This window comes from Arthrobacter sp. PvP023 (assembly GCF_017832975.1).
In the GTDB taxonomy this organism is placed as follows: Bacteria; Actinomycetota; Actinomycetes; order Actinomycetales; family Micrococcaceae; genus Arthrobacter.
This window is the reverse complement of record NZ_JAFIBI010000001.1, coordinates 2728708-2744590: the sequence shown is the minus strand read 5'-3', so window position 1 is coordinate 2744590 and position 15883 is coordinate 2728708. Positions and strand designations below refer to the sequence as shown.

At 66.6% G+C, this 15883-nt stretch carries 15 protein-coding genes; 3 read left to right on the top strand and 12 right to left on the bottom strand.

Annotated features, from left to right (window positions below):
* Nucleotides 1–20 precede the first annotated feature (20 nt).
* Together JOE31_RS12680 and JOE31_RS12675 are read right to left on the bottom strand one after the other, a co-directional pair.
* Nucleotides 21–698, bottom strand: coding sequence for an alpha/beta family hydrolase (locus JOE31_RS12680; protein ID WP_209744964.1), 678 nt, complete (start codon nt 696–698; stop codon nt 21–23).
* Between the two features lie 28 nt (nt 699–726).
* Nucleotides 727–2643 carry an alpha-amylase family glycosyl hydrolase gene (locus tag JOE31_RS12675; RefSeq protein ID WP_209744961.1) on the bottom strand — a complete coding sequence of 639 codons (1917 nt, stop codon included), beginning with the start codon at nt 2641–2643 and terminating at the stop codon, nt 727–729.
* 157 nt (nt 2644–2800) lie between these two features.
* On the opposite strand from JOE31_RS12675, the gene ligD reads away from it, so the two are divergent.
* The gene (ligD, locus tag JOE31_RS12670) at nt 2801–3823 is read left to right on the top strand and encodes a non-homologous end-joining DNA ligase (RefSeq protein ID WP_209744959.1); all 1023 of its coding nucleotides are present in this window, start codon (nt 2801–2803) and stop codon (nt 3821–3823) included.
* Between the two features lie 39 nt (nt 3824–3862).
* Here the strand turns inward: ligD and JOE31_RS12665 are convergent, their stop codons facing one another.
* From JOE31_RS12665 to JOE31_RS12620, 10 genes are all read right to left on the bottom strand, one after another.
* Nucleotides 3863–4483, bottom strand: a complete 621-nt coding sequence (locus JOE31_RS12665; RefSeq protein WP_043481340.1) for an L-threonylcarbamoyladenylate synthase — start codon at nt 4481–4483, stop codon at nt 3863–3865.
* Between the two features lie 139 nt (nt 4484–4622).
* Nucleotides 4623–5795 carry an XdhC/CoxI family protein gene (locus JOE31_RS12660; RefSeq protein WP_209744957.1) on the bottom strand — a complete coding sequence of 391 codons (1173 nt, stop codon included), beginning with the start codon at nt 5793–5795 and terminating at the stop codon, nt 4623–4625.
* Nucleotides 5796–5819: 24 nt separating this feature from the next.
* Nucleotides 5820–6689, bottom strand: coding sequence for an SRPBCC family protein (locus tag JOE31_RS12655; protein WP_209744954.1), 870 nt, complete (start codon nt 6687–6689; stop codon nt 5820–5822).
* A complete protein-coding gene (locus JOE31_RS12650; RefSeq protein WP_209744951.1) occupies nt 6689–7936 on the bottom strand; it encodes a VWA domain-containing protein in 1248 nt (415 codons plus the stop codon). Before JOE31_RS12650 ends, JOE31_RS12655 begins: the two co-directional genes overlap by 1 nt.
* Entirely contained in the window at nt 7929–8852 is a 924-nt protein-coding gene (locus JOE31_RS12645) for a MoxR family ATPase (protein WP_209744948.1), read from the bottom strand. The genes JOE31_RS12650 and JOE31_RS12645 overlap by 8 nt, the downstream gene beginning before the upstream one ends.
* Nucleotides 8849–9517, bottom strand: coding sequence for an NTP transferase domain-containing protein (locus JOE31_RS12640; protein ID WP_209744945.1), 669 nt, complete (start codon nt 9515–9517; stop codon nt 8849–8851). The genes JOE31_RS12645 and JOE31_RS12640 overlap by 4 nt, the downstream gene beginning before the upstream one ends.
* Nucleotides 9501–10406, bottom strand: coding sequence for an XdhC family protein (locus JOE31_RS12635; RefSeq protein ID WP_209744941.1), 906 nt, complete (start codon nt 10404–10406; stop codon nt 9501–9503). The genes JOE31_RS12640 and JOE31_RS12635 overlap by 17 nt, the downstream gene beginning before the upstream one ends.
* Before the next feature lies 1 nt (nt 10407).
* A complete protein-coding gene (locus JOE31_RS12630) occupies nt 10408–12801 on the bottom strand; it encodes an aerobic carbon-monoxide dehydrogenase large subunit (RefSeq protein ID WP_209744938.1) in 2394 nt (797 codons plus the stop codon).
* Nucleotides 12798–13349 (bottom strand): (2Fe-2S)-binding protein, encoded by a 552-nt coding sequence (locus JOE31_RS12625; RefSeq protein ID WP_209744935.1) that lies wholly within the window; start codon nt 13347–13349, stop codon nt 12798–12800. Before JOE31_RS12625 ends, JOE31_RS12630 begins: the two co-directional genes overlap by 4 nt.
* 5 nt (nt 13350–13354) lie before the next feature.
* Nucleotides 13355–14233 carry a xanthine dehydrogenase family protein subunit M gene (locus JOE31_RS12620; protein WP_209744932.1) on the bottom strand — a complete coding sequence of 293 codons (879 nt, stop codon included), beginning with the start codon at nt 14231–14233 and terminating at the stop codon, nt 13355–13357.
* A 117-nt stretch (nt 14234–14350) separates the two neighbouring features.
* Between JOE31_RS12620 and JOE31_RS12615 the strand changes: the two genes are divergently transcribed.
* Nucleotides 14351–15328, top strand: coding sequence for a LysR family transcriptional regulator (locus JOE31_RS12615; RefSeq protein WP_209744929.1), 978 nt, complete (start codon nt 14351–14353; stop codon nt 15326–15328).
* 129 nt (nt 15329–15457) lie between these two features.
* Complete coding sequence (locus JOE31_RS12610; protein WP_209744927.1) at nt 15458–15874, top strand: VOC family protein; 417 nt, start codon at nt 15458–15460, stop codon at nt 15872–15874.
* Nucleotides 15875–15883: the final 9 nt, after the last annotated feature.

The following is a 15883-nucleotide window of genomic DNA, read 5'->3' as shown; positions in this document are numbered from 1 at the left end:
GTGGACCTGGCATTGTGAACCTAGCCATGTGAGCGCAAATACGCCGCAACCGGGGCCGCGACGGAAGCGCCGATCTCCTCCGCACTCCGCTTTTTGCCGGCGACCGCAAATGAGTGGTCACCGCCGTCGTACCAGTGGAGGGTGGCGGTGGGCCCGATCCGGGCAACCACACCCTCCAGCAGCTCGGGCGTGGCGAACGTGTCCCGAGTACCCTGCATGAACAGCATGGGAAGGGTGATGCCGTAGAGGTGCTCATCCCGCAGCTTCTCCGGCTTGCCCGGGGGATGCAGCGGATAGCCGAGGTACACCAGCCCGGCCGCTGGCATTCCATCCGCCACGGCCATGGACGCCATCCTTCCGCCGAACGACTTGCCGGCCGCCCACACCGGGCCTGCGTCGGAGTGTGCGGCCGCCCTGGCTCCGGCCTCCGCCATGGCCGCACGCCAGGTGGCGATCGCGAGCGGCGGCCGGTCAGGGAATTTCCGTCCGACCTCGCGGTACGGGAAGTTGAAGCGCAAAGTGGCGACGCCGTCGTCGTTCAACGCGTTGGTGAAGCCCGCCATGAAGGGATGCTCCATGCCTGCGCCGGCGCCGTGCGCAAGCACAAGTGTTGCGAACGGCTTCTCCGGCCGGGCGTAGATGCCGGAGACCTGGACATCGCCGACAGTGATGGTTACGGGGGATTCGGGTACAGGCATGAATCCATGATGCCCGATCTGCCAGGGCTCAGCCGCCGGCCGGGGTGACCCGCAGCCAGCGGAACTCCTGTGGCCGGAGAGTGACCCCTCCTTCTATTCGCACCGGGTTCCCGGTCAGCAGGTCCACCGCCCCGGCCGCGAATCCGGAAAGCGTCTGCGCCGTGATGGTCTGGTTTCCGTCGCTGAAGTTGGCGAGGACCAGGATGTGGGTTCCTTCGCCCGGCCGCTGGTAGCCCAGGACGCCGCGGTTTTTGCTGTCGAAGTGGACCAGCCGTGTTCCGGCGAATTCCGGGGTTGCTGACCGCACCGAGATCATGGCCCGAAGGCCCTCAAACACCGCACCTTCGGGTGTGGCCGGGTCACGGCGCTTCGCGTATCTCTCGGCAGGGTAGTGCGGGCGGTGCACCCAGCGGCTGTCCGCGCCGTGGCCTTCCTCGAGGGCGTAGCCGTAGTCATTGAGCTGTCCCACCTCATCGCCAAGGTAGAGAAGGGGGATGCCGCCGGTGCTGAAGGCCACCGAATGGGCGAGCAGGATCCGGTCCACTGCCTGGCCGGTGCCGTCCTCCAGGCCGCAGAGCGACGCCGTCGTGCCGGAGATGCGGCAATCACCCGTACGCGGGTTGTCCTGGAAGGGAACGCCGCGCGCGAAGCTGCCCGGGAAGCGGTTGACGTAGAAGGAGTTGAGGAAGCGGCGGTGGTCGAAGCCGTTGATGCCCAGTTCCGCGGCATCCTCGTCCGCGAAGGTCCAGCCGATATCGTCATGGCTCCGTACGTAGTTCACCCACGAAGTGCCCTCCGGAATGGTGTGCCGGCGCTCGAGGGCCTGCGACAGCAGGGCCACGTCCCGGGTGGCCATGGCCTCCCAGATCAGCGCCATCTGCAGCGGGTTGTAGGAAAGCTGGCACTCTGCCGGGTCGATGTACAGCGCCACTTCGTCGGGGTGGACGATCGCCTCGGACTTGAACAGCAGCGACGGCGCGGCCAGGCGGCAGACGGCGTTGAAGGCCTGCAGCAGGGTGTGGGCCTCAGGGAGGTTCTCGCACGGAGTTCCGAGCTGCTTCCAGATAAAGGCGACTGCGTCCATCCGCAGGATGTCCACCCCCTGGTTGGCCAGGAAGAGCATCTCACCGGCCATGGCCCGGAAGACGTCCGGGTTTGAGTAGTTCAGGTCCCACTGGTACGTGTGGAACGTGGCCCAGACCCAGCGGCCGTCCTCCATCCGGATGAAGGACCCCGGGTGGTTCTCCGGGAAGATCTCGCGCACGTTCTGCTCGAAGGCGTCCGGCATGGTCCGGTCCGGGAAGATCCAGTAGTAATCGCTGTACTCGGGATCGCCTGCCGCGGCCCGCTTTGCCCACTCGTGCTCATCCGAAGTGTGGTTGAAGATGAAGTCAACCACCAGGCTGATGCCGTTGGACCGCAGCTCAGCGGCAAGTTCACGCAGCTGTTCCATGGTCCCCAGTTTCGGGTTAACGCGGCGGTAACTGGAGACGGCGTAACCGCCGTCGGAATGCGGCTCAGGTGCCAGGAACAGCGGCATGAGGTGCAGGTAGGTGAGGCCAAGCTCTTTGAAATACGGAATCCGGGCGCGGACTCCTTCGAGGTCCTCCGCATAGCGGTCCACGTAGCAGACGCCGCCCAGCATGCTGTTGCCGAGGAACCACCCGGGATGGTGTTCCCGTTCCGCGTCCAGGGCTTTGAGGTCCGCCGGGCGTTCGTTCCAGGAGCGGGCGGTCTGGAGAACCAGCGCCGTCAACTGCTCCTGGAAGTCCGGTCTGCTGCCGTACAGGGTGTGGAAGAGCCGGTACAGGTCAGGAAAATAACGGTCGAAGCGCCGCCGGAAGTCCACACTGTCCTGCCCGCTGGATACGAGGTCCTCATGCGCAGCCAGCGCGTTCAGTGCAAGTTGCTTCGCTGCCTGGTCCACACCAGCGGCTTCAATCATGGAACGGGTCTCCTTCGACGGTTGGCCGCCACGTGGGTTGACCGGCCAGTTCACATCCTTACAGAACGCACGTCGCGTGCCCAGTGAGCAGGCCGAAGTTTCTTCCGCTCGGTAGCCAACTGCTGACGGAGCGGACCGGGCGGGGTAGGTTGTCACCATGGCGAGCGAATCCACCACCCTCACGGTCGACGGACCGAACGGCCCCCGCGACATGCGGATATCAAGTCCCGGCCGTGTCCTGTGGCCGGATCTCGGGCTGACCAAGCTGGACCTTGCGCGCTACCTCGCGGAAGTGGGGGACGCCTTTATCGCGGCGAACGGCGGCCGTCCGGTGGCACTGCAGCGGTTTTCGGACAACGTCGACGGCGAGCAGTTCTTCTCCAAGAATCCGCCCAAGGGCACGCCGGACTTCATCCGGTCGGTGAAGGTGGTCTTTCCGAGTGCGCGCTCGCATCCCATGCTGGTCCTGGACGAACCGGCCGCCGCCGTCTGGGCTGCCCAGATGAACACGGTGGTGTTCCACCCGTGGCCCTCGCGTGCCGACAACACTGACAACCCCGACCAGTTGCGGATCGACCTGGACCCCCAGCCGGGCACCGACTTCGACGACGCCATCCCTGCAGCCCTCGAGCTGAAGGAGGTGCTCGCGGAAGCCGGACTCACCACCTTTATCAAGACCTCGGGGAACCGCGGCCTGCACGTCTATGCGCCGGTGGAGCCTACCCGCGAGTTCCTTGACGTCCGCCACGCCGTCATCGCTGCCGCACGCGAACTGGAGCGTCGGATGCCGGACAAGGTCACTACGGCCTGGTGGAAGGAAGAACGCGGCGAACGGGTGTTTGTGGACTTCAACCAGGCAAACCGCGACCGGACCATAGCCGGCGCCTACAGCCCCCGGGCACTGGGCCACGCCCCGGTGTCCTGCCCGATCACCTGGGACGAACTGGGCAGCGCGGACCCTAAGAACTTCACGATTCTCACCGTCCCGGAACGGCTCCGGACCGTCGGGGACCCGTGGGCGGACATGAACGCCAACCCGGGAAAAATTGACGTGCTGCTCGAGTGGTGGGAGCGGGACGTCGGCTCCGGGCTGGGGGAGCTTCCGTTCCCTCCGGACTATCCCAAGATGCCCGGCGAGCCTCCGCGGGTCCAGCCCAGCAGGGCACGCAAGAAAGACTAAACCCGGCCGGGCCGCGGCGCCCGCCGGGCGGCAAGGCGGCTACTCGAACCGGGACGGGTCTCCCATGCCGCGGCGGACCACTTCCGCCGAACCGCTCGAGAAGTCGATGACCGTGGTCGGCTCCGCGCCGCAGTCGCCGGAATCCACCACAGCGTCCACCACATGGTCCAGCCGTTCCTTGATTTCCCAGCCCTGGGTCAGCGGCTCTTCCTCGTCGGGCAGCAGCAACGTGCTGGAGAGCAGCGGCTCTCCCAGCTCGGCCAGCAGCGCCTGGACCACAGCGTTGTCCGGGATGCGGACGCCCACGGTCTTCTTCTTCGGGTGCAGCAGGCGCTTGGGCACTTCCTTCGTGGCGGGAAGGATGAACGTGTAGCTGCCCGGCGTGACCGCCTTGATGCTGCGGAACACATCGTTGTCGATCTGGACAAACTGGCCCAGCTGGGCAAAATCCTTGCAGACCAGGGTGAAGTGGTGTTTGCTGTCCAGCTGCCGGATGGCCCGGATGCGGTCCAAGGCCTCGCGGTTGCCGAGCTGCGCACCAAGGGCGTAGCAGGAGTCGGTGGGATATGCGATCAATCCGCCGGACCGCAACAGCTCCACTATCTGACCTATCGCGCGCGGCTGGGGATCGTCTGGGTGCACATCAAAGTATCTGGCCATGCCTTGAGCTTATGGCCCTGCGTTAATTTCTGCACGGTGAACAGCCACCTCTGCGTGGCAGCGGGTGCGGTGCCCAATGGTGATCATGCCGCGAAGGACTTCGTCTTCAATCAACGCCAGTCGCCTCGGAGCCGATGAGTTATGGATCCGTCTGTGGAGCGGTGGCTGCCGTGTCAGTGGCCCGCCCGGGCATTTCGTCGTGATGGATCCGCTCCGCTCGGGACCCCAGCGGCTCACCGCTGCCACCCCATTGCAGGGCGATGATCTCCGCCCCGATCGATACCGCTGTTTCTTCGGGAGTGCGCGCCCCCAGGTCCAGGCCAACGGGGCTGTGCAGTTTCAGCAGTTGCTCATCGCTCAGGCCCGCAGCGCGAAGCCTTTCCATCCGATCGTTATGCGTGCGCCGGGAGCCCATCGCACCGATGTATGCGACGGGACGGCCCCGAAGGGCCGCCTCCAGCACCGGGACATCGAACTTGGGGTCATGGGTCAGGACACAAATCACGGTCCGCTCGTCGAGGAGCCCCCGGGCGAGCTGCTCGGAGAGGTAATGGTGCGGCCAAGCACGGACCACCTCTGCGGCGTCGGGGAACCGCGCTTGGGTGGCAAATACGGCGCGGGCGTCACAAACGGTGACCTGATAGCCCAGGAAGGTACCCAACCGTGCCAGTGCCGCGGCGAAGTCGATGGCTCCGAAGACCAGCATCCGCGGCCGCGGCGCGTAGCTGGCGAAGAACACGGACATGCCGGTGTCGAGGCGCTCACCGTCAGGGCCGTACGTCAGGACGGAATCCCGGCCGGCTGCCAGCAGGCCCTGGGTGTCGTCGCCGACGGCGTGATCGGCCCGGACCGAACCCAGCCCGCCTTCGAATCCGCCGGGCCGGACGACGAGGTGGCGGCCCAGCCAGCCGGGATCGGGGTGCTCGATCACGGTGGCAACTCCCACCGGGCGGGATGTCTCGATGTCCTCACGGACCCGGTCCAGCTCCGCGAAGGTTTGCTGCGAAATTGGCTCTACAAAAACCTCAATAGTGCCGCCGCAGGTCAACCCGACCGAGAAGGCGTCGTCGTCGCTGACGCCGTAGCTCACCAGGACCGGGCGGTGGTCGGCCTTAACCTGTGTGGCAAGCTCGTAGACGGCACCCTCGACGCAGCCTCCCGAGACCGAGCCGAAGACTTCGCCGGTGGCCGTGACCAGCATGGCAGCGCCCGGGGGCCTCGGTGCGGAACGGAAAGTCCGCACGACGGTAGCCAAACCGGCTGTGCCACCCTGCAGCCAGCCCGGCATCATGGCGGCGAGAACGTCACGCATTTTCCTCTGTCCTCCACCGCCGGCTCAGGGCCGGCGCGAGCGCAGCCCCGCACGGCGGCCCAGTCGATAAGCACAAAACGCTACGGCGGCAAGCAGCCCGATGAGTTTCCCGGGGTTGCTGAGCTGATCGGTGAGCATGCCCTTAGCCAGCGAAAGAGCGTTCAGGCTGTTGTCGGGCTGCGAAGGTGGTGACGGGGCAGGTGGCAGTAGCGGTGGGGATACTGCGGGAACAGGTGCCCCAAGTGACCCGGGAAGCGGTGCGGGCGGTGCGCCCTGCCCGGCCTCGGCCGGCGCGCCCTGCCCGGCTTCGCCCGGTGCGCCCTGCCCGGCCTCGGCCGGCGCGCCCTGCCCGGCTTCGCCCGGTGCGCCCTGCCCGGCCTCGGCCGGCGCGCCCTGCCCGGCTTCGCCCGGTGCTTCGTGCCCGGCTTCGGCCGGCGCTTCCCCGGCAGGTTCCGCCAGCAGCGTCTGCAGGTTGGCGGCGAACAGCGCCATCATCTGCTCGGTGACGCCCCCGATGACGCTTTTCCCCATTGCGGCGGCCTTTCCGGACAGGGCCAGGTCGGCGCTGACCGTACCCTGCGTCGAACCTTGCGCCTCTGCCAGGCGCAGGGTCACAGTGGCTTCGGCCGTACCTTGGCCGCGGGTTTCCTGCGCCCGGCCCTGGAACACCGCGCGGTGTTCGTCAGCGTCCCGTTCGAGGACGGACATCTGCCCCTTGTACTGCATGGAAACCGGTCCCAGCTTCACCTTCATCCCTATCTGATAGGCGTCGTCGGAAAGCTTGTTCAGGATCTGAGCCCCTGGTACGCATCCGGCCACGCGCTGGAAGTCCATAAGCGTGTCCCAGACTTTGTCGATGGGAGCGACTACGGAGAAAGCGCTGTCTATTTGCATTAGCTGTTGCCCTGCCTCTCTTGTGTTGTCCTGCGTCCGTCCCGGACCGCGGCTGCCACATCCGCGAGGGCCGCATAGCTGTGGCCGCTGACAAAGGCGTCGCAGTAGGGGAGCGCCGCCGCCATACCGCCCGCCAGCGGCCGGTAATTCACGTCCGCCTTCCTCGGATTAACCCAGACAATCCGGTAGGCGAGCCGCTTCAGGCGTCCCATTTGCGTGGCCACGAGGCCCGGATCATCCTGGGCCCAGCCGTCGGAGAGCACAACCACCACCGCACCCCTGGCCAAACCGCGGCGGCCGTGCGCGTCAATGAAGCTCCGCAGGCTTTCCGCGATCTGTGTCCCTCCCGCCCAGTCCGGCGCCCTCGCGGCGGCCCGGGCCAGCGCCTGATCAGGGTTCCGGACTGCCAGCTGCTGCGTCAGCCGCGTCAGGCGGGTAGAGAACACGAATGCCTCCGCCCGGGCTCCGGCCACGGCGCCCTGCAGTAACGACAGGAACACCCTTGTGTAGGGCTCCATGGACGCCGATACATCGCACAGCAGGACCAGCTGCCGCGGACGGGGCCGGCGATGGGCGTAGATGAGCCTTGTGGCATCAGAGCCGGTGCGCTGGGCTGCACGGACGGTGCTCCGGATGTCCAGCCGTGCATTGTTATGCGAAGACTTGCGGGTCCTGCGGCTCAGGCGTGCCGGCGTGGCGAAGACTATCTCCCGAACGAGCCGGCGTACCTGGACCATCTCCTCGGCGGAGAGCTCGGCGAAGGACGTTTCGTGCAGTCTTTCCTCCGCCGACGCCATGGCCAGGATGGCCTCGCGCTCAGGACCGTCCCCCTCACCGGAGCGTTCCCTGCCGGGAAGCAGAGCGGGCGGCGAAGCCTTGGGGAGGGCCGACGGCGCCTTCGCCGCCCCTGACGGCGTGGACGGGCGGAGGCGTGCCCCGGGGTCGATCGTCGGTTCTGCCTTGGTGGCGCCCCTGCTGTCTGCCGGGTCAAGCCGGCCATCAAAAACGGCGGAAAAGACGGCGTCGAAAACCGGAACCTGCTCCCGGGAGGACACCAGGACCACCCGGCACGTCCAGTAGAGCGGTTCGCGGGCGAAGGGCGGGATCAGGCGGAGGGCTTCTGCCAGCCGAACGGCGCGGTCCGGGGAAGTCGCCAGGCCGGCACGGCGCAGCGCAGTGACAAGTCCGGCGGCCAGGGAAGCGGCCTCCACTCCGGGCGGGCTGACGGCGGCACCGAAATCAGCCATGGCCGTCCCCGACCAGCCAGGCCGCGCCACGCGATCCCACGAGCTCAAGGTCGTCCCGGTTCTTGACGATCGAGCCCCAGGTCTTCTCCACGGTGGGCGCATCGATGTGCGTGATGCCGAGCACCGACAAAGCGGATACCCAGTCGATCGCTTCGGCGATCCCGGGCGGCTTGGCCATGTCCAGTGACCGCATCTTCGTGATGGCGGACGCTGCCTCCTGAGCCAGGGGACCGGCGCTTCCGGGGACACGGCGACGCACGATCTCGGCAATCCGCGCGGGCGCGGGATAGTCGATCCAGTGATAGAGGCAGCGGCGCGTGAGCGCGTCATGCAGGTCCCTCGTCCGGTTGGACGTGAGGACCACAACCGGCGGATGCGTGGCCCGGATGGTGCCCAGTTCCGGGATGGTCACAGCGGCCTCTGCCAGCAGTTCGAAGGTGAACGCCTCGAATTCGGCGTCAGCCCTGTCGATCTCGTCCAGCAGCAGCACGGCCGGGCGCGGTCCGGGATGCTCGATCGCCTGCAGCAGCGGCCGGCGCAGCAGGTACTGCGGCCCGAAGAGGTCCGACTCGTTCAGGGCTGCATCCCGGACCTCTGCCAGCCGGATACCGAGCAGCTGGCGCTGGTGGTTCCATTCATAAAGCGCTTCACCCGCGTCAATCCCCTCGTAGCACTGCAGCCGGAACAGGGGTGTGTTGAGCACACGGGACAGCGCCTTCGCAGCCTCGGTCTTGCCCACCCCCGCTTCGCCTTCCAGCAGGATGGGCTGGGGCAAACGCACAGCCAGGAACAACGCCGTGGCCAGTCCGACGTCGGCGAGGTAGTCGCCGTCGTCAAGTGCAGCCATTAGCGATGGAACGTCCGGAACCAGCTGCTGCACATCTTCTTCCGCGCCACTGCGCGCAGCGTTGCTCACGGTGCGCCCCGAAGCGCGTTGAGAACCCGTTCGTAATCATCGTCGGTGTTGATGTCCAGGGGAATGGCGCCGGGCACGGCCACCTCCGTTACCTCTGATGCGCGCTCCTCGAGCAACTTCCACACCGCCTTGTCGCCGTGCAGTCCGGCGAGCGCGGGCAGGGCGGAACGGGCGAACGCAAACGGATGGCCGATGCCGTCGTCGTAGCGGCAGACGGCGATTTCGGCGTGCCCGCGTCCCGCCAGCAGCCTGTGCACGTTCCGGGCCATGACCCCCGGCTGGTCGCCGAGCAACAGGACCACCACATCAGTGTCGGAATGAAGCACCGGCAGGGCGGCGGCTATCGACGATCCACACCCGGTGCCGAAGTCCGGGTTGACGGCGACATCGCAGCCAGCCGTGTTCACGCCTTTCAGCACCTCTTCGCTCGAGCCGCCCACGGCCAACACCAGTTGGGCGAAGCCGCAGGCCCGGGCGGTGGCCAGCACGGCGTCGAGCAGCACTCCGTCTCCGTAGGGGAGGAGCTGCTTGGGGCGTCCCAGCCGGCGGGATCCGCCCGCGGCCAGGACCAGCCCGGCAATCCGGGGCTTTCCTGTTGGACGGCCGGGTGTCAGCGGGTCAGGGCTGCGTCCATGACGCGGCTGGGCTTCAGCGGGAGGCGTCATAGCGTTCCGGATCCTTGCGGAATGCCTCGTAGCATCCCCGGGAACAGAAGTAGATGGTGGTGCCGCCGTGCTCGAGGTGCAGCGTTGACTCGACAGCGGCCACAGTCATCCCGCACACAGGGTCAATGGCCGTCGCCGGTGCGCTTTGTCCAGCCGCAGGGTGCCGTCCCTTGGCCCGTTCGGCAATGAGCTGCGCGAGGATGGACACGGCGATCTCGCCCGGGGTGCGGGCTCCCAGGTCCAACCCTGCCGGGCTGAACACACGGGAGCGCAAAGATTCGTCCACGTCCAGGGATGCCAGGACGGCGGCGCCCCGCACCTCGCTGGCAACCAGCGCGACGTAGGGCACCCCGGCACGCAGTGCGCCTTCCAGCGCACCTTCTTCCTCCCTGCCGTGGGAGGCGACGATCAGGGCGGCGTCGTCGGGCCGGGGGTCGGCCGCCTGCCCGTCGGTCAGTTCCATCTGCAGGCCGACTCCGGCTCCGAGTGAAGCCAGGGCCTGGGCCACCGGGGTGGTGCCGACCACCAGGACCCGCGGCGCCGGGATATGCGGCTCGAGGAAGATTTCCACCGTTCCTCCGCTGAGGCAGGGGTTTGACACCTCGACGGCGCCTTCCTCGCTCCGGTGCGACGGCTCGCCGGGCACAACGCGGAGCAACAACGGCTCCTGGGCTGCGAGTGCCTTCAGGCTGTATTCCCGCACGGAGGCTTCGACGCAGTTTCCGCCCACGAAGCCATTCATTTCCCCGGTGGACAGGATCAGGGCGGTGTCACCGGCGTGTGCACTCGTGGGCCGCTGCGCCCGCACCACCGTGGCACGTACGAACGGCTCCCGGCGGCTGATGAGTTCCGTTGCCCTTGCCGCGAGGGTTTCTCCCGTGGCCTGCATGTCAGATCGGTGGCCTTGGCCGGCCCTGCATGGCCTCCCATACCCGGGCCGGCGTGCACGGCATGTCCATGTGGACCACCCCGAAAGGTGCCAGAGCGTCGACGATCGCGTTCACGATGGCCGGGGGCGAGCCGACTGTGGCGGACTCTCCGATGCCCTTGGCGCCGATGGGGTGGTGCGGTGACGGCGTCACTGTAAATCCGGTCTCCCAGTCCGGTACCTCCATCGCCGTGGGGATCAGGTAGTCCATAAAGGAGCCGCCCAGGCAGTTGCCTGCCTCGTCGAACTCAATGATTTCCATGAGGGCCATGCCGACGCCGTCGGTCAGGCCGCCGTGCACCTGGCCTTCGATAATCATCGGGTTGATCCGGGTCCCGCAGTCATCCACCGCGATGAAACGCCGCACCTTGACGTGGCCTGTACCCGCATCTATGTCCACTACGCAGATGTAGGCGCCGAAGGGGAACGTCAGGTTCGGCGGGTCGTAGGTGACCTCGGCGTCGAGGTTGCCGTCGATGCCCTCGGGGAGGGTCATGGTGCCGTGTGCGGCCATGGCGATTTCCTCGATGGTCTTTCCGGCGCCGGGATCGCCCTTGACGAACCAGCGGCCCTTCTCCCACTCGAGGTCTTCGGGACGGGTTTCGAGCATGGCGGCGGCGATGAGCTTCGCCTTTTCGCGGACCTTCCGCGCAACGAGGGCCACCGCGCCACCGCTGACCGGCGTCGACCGGCTCCCGTAGGTGCCCAGGCCGAAGGGCGTCTGGTCCGTGTCGCCGTGGACGACGTCAATGTTCTCCGGCGGAATGCCGAGCTCTTCCGCGACGATCTGCGCGAACGTGGTCTCGTGGCCCTGCCCCTGGCTCTGGACGGAAAGCCGCACAACGGCCTTGCCGGTGGGGTGGACGCGCAACTCAGCGCCGTCGGCCATGCCCAGGCCCACAATGTCGAAGTGCTTGCGCGGGCCGGCTCCCACGACTTCGGTGAAGAACGCGACGCCGATGCCCATGAGTTCGCCACGTTCGCGTTTTTCGGCCTGTTCTCGCCGGAGCTCCTCGTAGCCGGCCATCTTCATCGACAGCCGCATGGCCTCTTCATAGTTGCCTGAGTCATAGACCCAGCCGGTCTTGTTCGCGTACGGGAACTGTTCGGGCCTGATGAAGTTCTTCAGCCGGAGTTCCGCCGGGTCCATGTCCAGCTTCCGGGCCAGGATGTCCACCATCCGCTCCACCAGGTAGACGGCTTCCGTCACCCGGAACGAGCACGCGTAGGCAACGCCGCCCGGAGCCTTGTTGGTGTAGACGCCCCTGACCTTGCAGAACGCGGCCTTCAGGTCGTAGCTGCCAGTGAAGATCGAGAAGAAGCCGGCGGGGTTCTTGGTGGGCTGCGCGGTGGCGTTGAACGCGCCGTGATCGGCCAGCACGCTGGTCCTGAGAGCGAGGATCTTGCCGTCTTTGGTGGCGGCGATCTCGCCCTGCATGATGTAGTCCCGCGCGAACGACGTCGACATCAGGTTTTCCGAGCGGTCCTCCACCCACTTTACCGGCTTGCCGGTGACGATCGATCCGACAACGGCGAGGATGTAGCCGGGATAGATGCCCACCTTGTTACCGAACCCGCCGCCGATATCGGGGGAGACAATACGGATCTTGTGTTCGGGGATGCCGGCCACAATCGCGAACAGGGTGCGGTGCGCGTGCGGGGCCTGGGTCGTCTCATAGAGCGTCAGCTTTCCGGAGACGGCATCGAAGTCCGCGACGGCGCCGCAGGTCTCCATGGGTGCCGGGTGCACTCGGGGGTAGACGACCTCCTGTGCCACGACGACGTCGGCTGCGGCGAATACCGCCTCGGTTTCCGCCTCATCGCCCATCTCCCAGTCGAAGATCCGGTTGTCCGTCCGGCCTTCGAGATCATCCCGGATCAGGGGGGCGTCCGGGTCCAGGGCTTTGCGCGCATCGATCACCGGAGGGAGCAGGTCATATTCGACGTCGATCAGTTCCAAGGCGTCGCGGGCGGCGTAGCGGTTCTCCGCGACGACGAAAGCGACCTCCTGCCCCTGGAAGCGCACCTTGTCGGTCACGAGCACGGCCTGCACATCCGCTGAAAGCGTGGGCGCCCACGCGAGGTTGAGCGCCAGCAGGTCCTTGCCGGTGATCACGGCGAGCACTTTCGGGTGGGCCAACGCATTGGTGGTGTCGATCGAGACCAGCCGCGCATGGGCAACCGGGGCGCGCAGGATGGCGCCGTGCAGCATGCCCGGCAGCACAATGTCGTCGACGTAGTGGCCCTTCCCACGGACAAACCGGGGGTCTTCCTTGCGCTGGATGCGCCCGTAACCGATCGGGCGGTCGGCGTCACCGGCCGCCGGGTTGCCGGGCCGATCGTGGATGACAGTCATGCCTTCACCTCTGTGTCTGCGACGTCCGGGACCGCCGTGTCCGTACCCTCGATGACTTCGTCTGGTGCTGCAACGTCAGCGGCCGCCCCTGCCGGGTGGGCTGCAGCCCACTGCACTGAGCGGACGATGGTGGCATATCCGGTGCAGCGGCAGATCTGCCCGGAAATGGCCTTCCGGATCTCGGTGTCGTCCGGATGCGGGTTCTTGTCCAGCAAGGCACGGGCCGTGAGCATCATGCCGGGGGTGCAGAAGCCGCACTGCAGCCCGTGCTCCTCCATGAATCCCTGCTGAACCGGATCGAGAGTGCCTGCCGTGGCGAGTCCTTCAACGGTGCGGATATCGTGCCCGGCCGCCATCGCCGCAAGCACGGTGCAGGACTTCACGGGCTGGCCGTCCATCAGGACCACGCACGTTCCGCAGTTGGTGGTGTCGCACCCCCAGTGTGTGCCCGTGAGGCCAAGGACTTCGCGGATGTAATGAACCAGCAGCACCCGCGGTTCGATGTCGGAGGCTACTTCGTTTCCGTTCACGGTCATGCTGATCTGCATGGAGCTCAACCTTCCTGTGTTCCGGCAGCCCGGGCGCACGCCAGCCGCAGGACCCTGCGGGTGAGCTCGTCGGCCAGATGCCGTTTGTAGTCGATCTGTCCGCGCTGGTCCGCGACGGGATCACACGCAATGGCTGCCAGCCGGCCGGCCTCGACGAACAGCTCCTCGCGGGGTTGCTGTCCAAGGAGCACGGCCGCGGCTTCCTCGACGGTTCCGTCGAGGCCCAGTGCCGTGAGACCTATGGCCGCGGCATCGACGCTACCGTCGTCCGCCAGCGAGACGGCCGCCCCGGCTGCGGCGACGGCCCAGTCGCCAACCCGGCGTTCCACTTTTTCGTAGGCGCTTCCCGAGCTCGGACGAACGGGGAACCGGACTTCGCACAGCAACTCGTCTGGTGCCACCGCCGTTTCATAGGGGCCGCGGTGGAACTCCTTCATGTCGACGAGGCGTTCGCCGCCGGGACCGCGGACCACAGCCACAGCACGCAGGACGTCGCAGACCGTGGAAAGATCTTCGGCCGGGTCGGCTTGGCACAGGGAACCGCCAATAGTCCCGCGGTTGCGAACCACAGGATCCGCGATGACCGCTTCGGCGTCCGAAATGATCGGGAAGAGGCGGGCCACTTCGGCTGATTCCAAGAGGGCCGTATGGCGAGTCAGCGCGCCCACCCGCAGGTGATCCCCGTCGAGAAGGATGAAGTCGAGCTCGAACAGGTCGTTGATGTCAATCAGCCATTCGGGACGGGCCAGGCGGAGTTTCATCATGGGCAGCAGGCTGTGCCCGCCGGCTATCACCCGGGACTCGGGGCCGTGGCGTGCAAGAAGTTCAAGGGCATCGTTCACCGTGCTGGCCCGCACGTAATCAAAAGGAGCCGGAATCTGCATTGTCCCTACCTCACTCCATGGCGCCGCACATGTAAGACGCCGATTTGAGGTTAGTCTTGCCCCGGCCTGAGTGGAGTGTCAATATCGTCATAAGCGAAGGGTTATGAAGCCGTGTCGATGACTTTGAGCCAGCTGCGCGCCTTCGCGCTCGTGGCCAGACTGGGGTCGCTTCACGCTGCCGCGGCGGCCCTGGCCGTCAGCGAGCCTGCGGTCTCCTCGGCCTTGGCGGCGCTCCGGAGGGACCTTGGCGACCCTCTTTTCGTCCGTGCTGCGGGAGGCATTGCCCTGACGGCGGGCGGCCGGGCGCTGGCGGACTATGCCCAGGAAATCGTCGGCCTGGCTGACCAGGCCCGGTGGGAGGTCTCCCACGCGACCACAGATGCGGGGTTGCTGAGAATCGTCGCAACAGCTCCGTTCGCTGAACATGCGGCCGGACGGCTGCTCGACCTCTTCACCAAACGGGTCCCCGGAGCCTCTGTCGATGTCGTAGTGGAGTCCGCTGCCGACATAGCGTCGCTGCTCCTTGACCGCGCCTACGACATAGCCCTCGGGGCCAGGCCTGCGCAGCCAGCCGGCCCCGGTTCCGACGTTGGACTGGAGATGGTCCCTTTCCTGCGGTATCAGCGCGTCTTCGTGGTGGCGGCGTCGCATCCCCTCGCAGTGCTGCACGGGCCGGTACCACTGGCACGGCTGCTGGACCGCCCGTGGTTCGCCGGCCCCTCCGGCATCCAGGCGGAGACGGACGAAGGGCGGTGGCTGTCGTCGATGGGCGTAGTGCCCGAAGTGATCCGGCTAAGCAGCGAAACCGACGCACTCGCCGCGGTCAGGGCGGGAGAGGGATTGACACTGGCCGTCGGGCATATTGTGCGGGCGGAACTCCAAACCGGAGTCCTGGTGCGCGTACCGGTCGTCGGAACTCCAGTTTCCGGTCTGTGGTGGGCAAGCACGCTTAGCCACGGCCGGACAACCTCCAAGGCAAAGGCACTGCAGCGCTTCGTCACCACGTCGGATGCAACAGCCGCCATGGTTGCTCCGGGCGGCTCGCGGGGGCTTGAACGACGGGGATCCAAAGTTCACGTTGCTCTCTGGAGCTGAAGCCGAGGGCCATCGCCGCCCCTATGCAGTCCGGCATGACTGGGGCAACATATGAAGTGTTCCAAGCCCGGGCGGCCACCGGATCCACGGGTGGTCCGGGTATCGACCGGCACGAGAGGACACCTGAAGATGACCACGAGACTTAACCCTTACCTTGGCTTCCGGGACAATGCGCGGGAGGCCATGAATTTTTACCAGTCCGTATTTGGAGGCGAACTGGCAATGAGTACCTTTGGTGAGTTCCATGCCAGCGAAGACGCGTCCGAGCAGGACAAGATCATGCACGGCATGCTGACCACCGGATCCGGCATGGTGCTGATGGGCGCCGATACACCCAACGGCATGAGTTACACGCCCGGCGACAACTTCTCCGTTTCCCTCAGCGGCGATGACGACGCAGAACTGCGCGGGTACTGGGAGAAGCTGTCCGACGGCGGCACCGTGACAGTGCCGCTCGAACAAGCGCCGTGGGGCGACACCTTCGGAATGTGCACGGACAGGTTCGGCGTCGCCTGGCTGGTGAACATCGCCGGTCCCCAGCAGTAAGGGGACCGG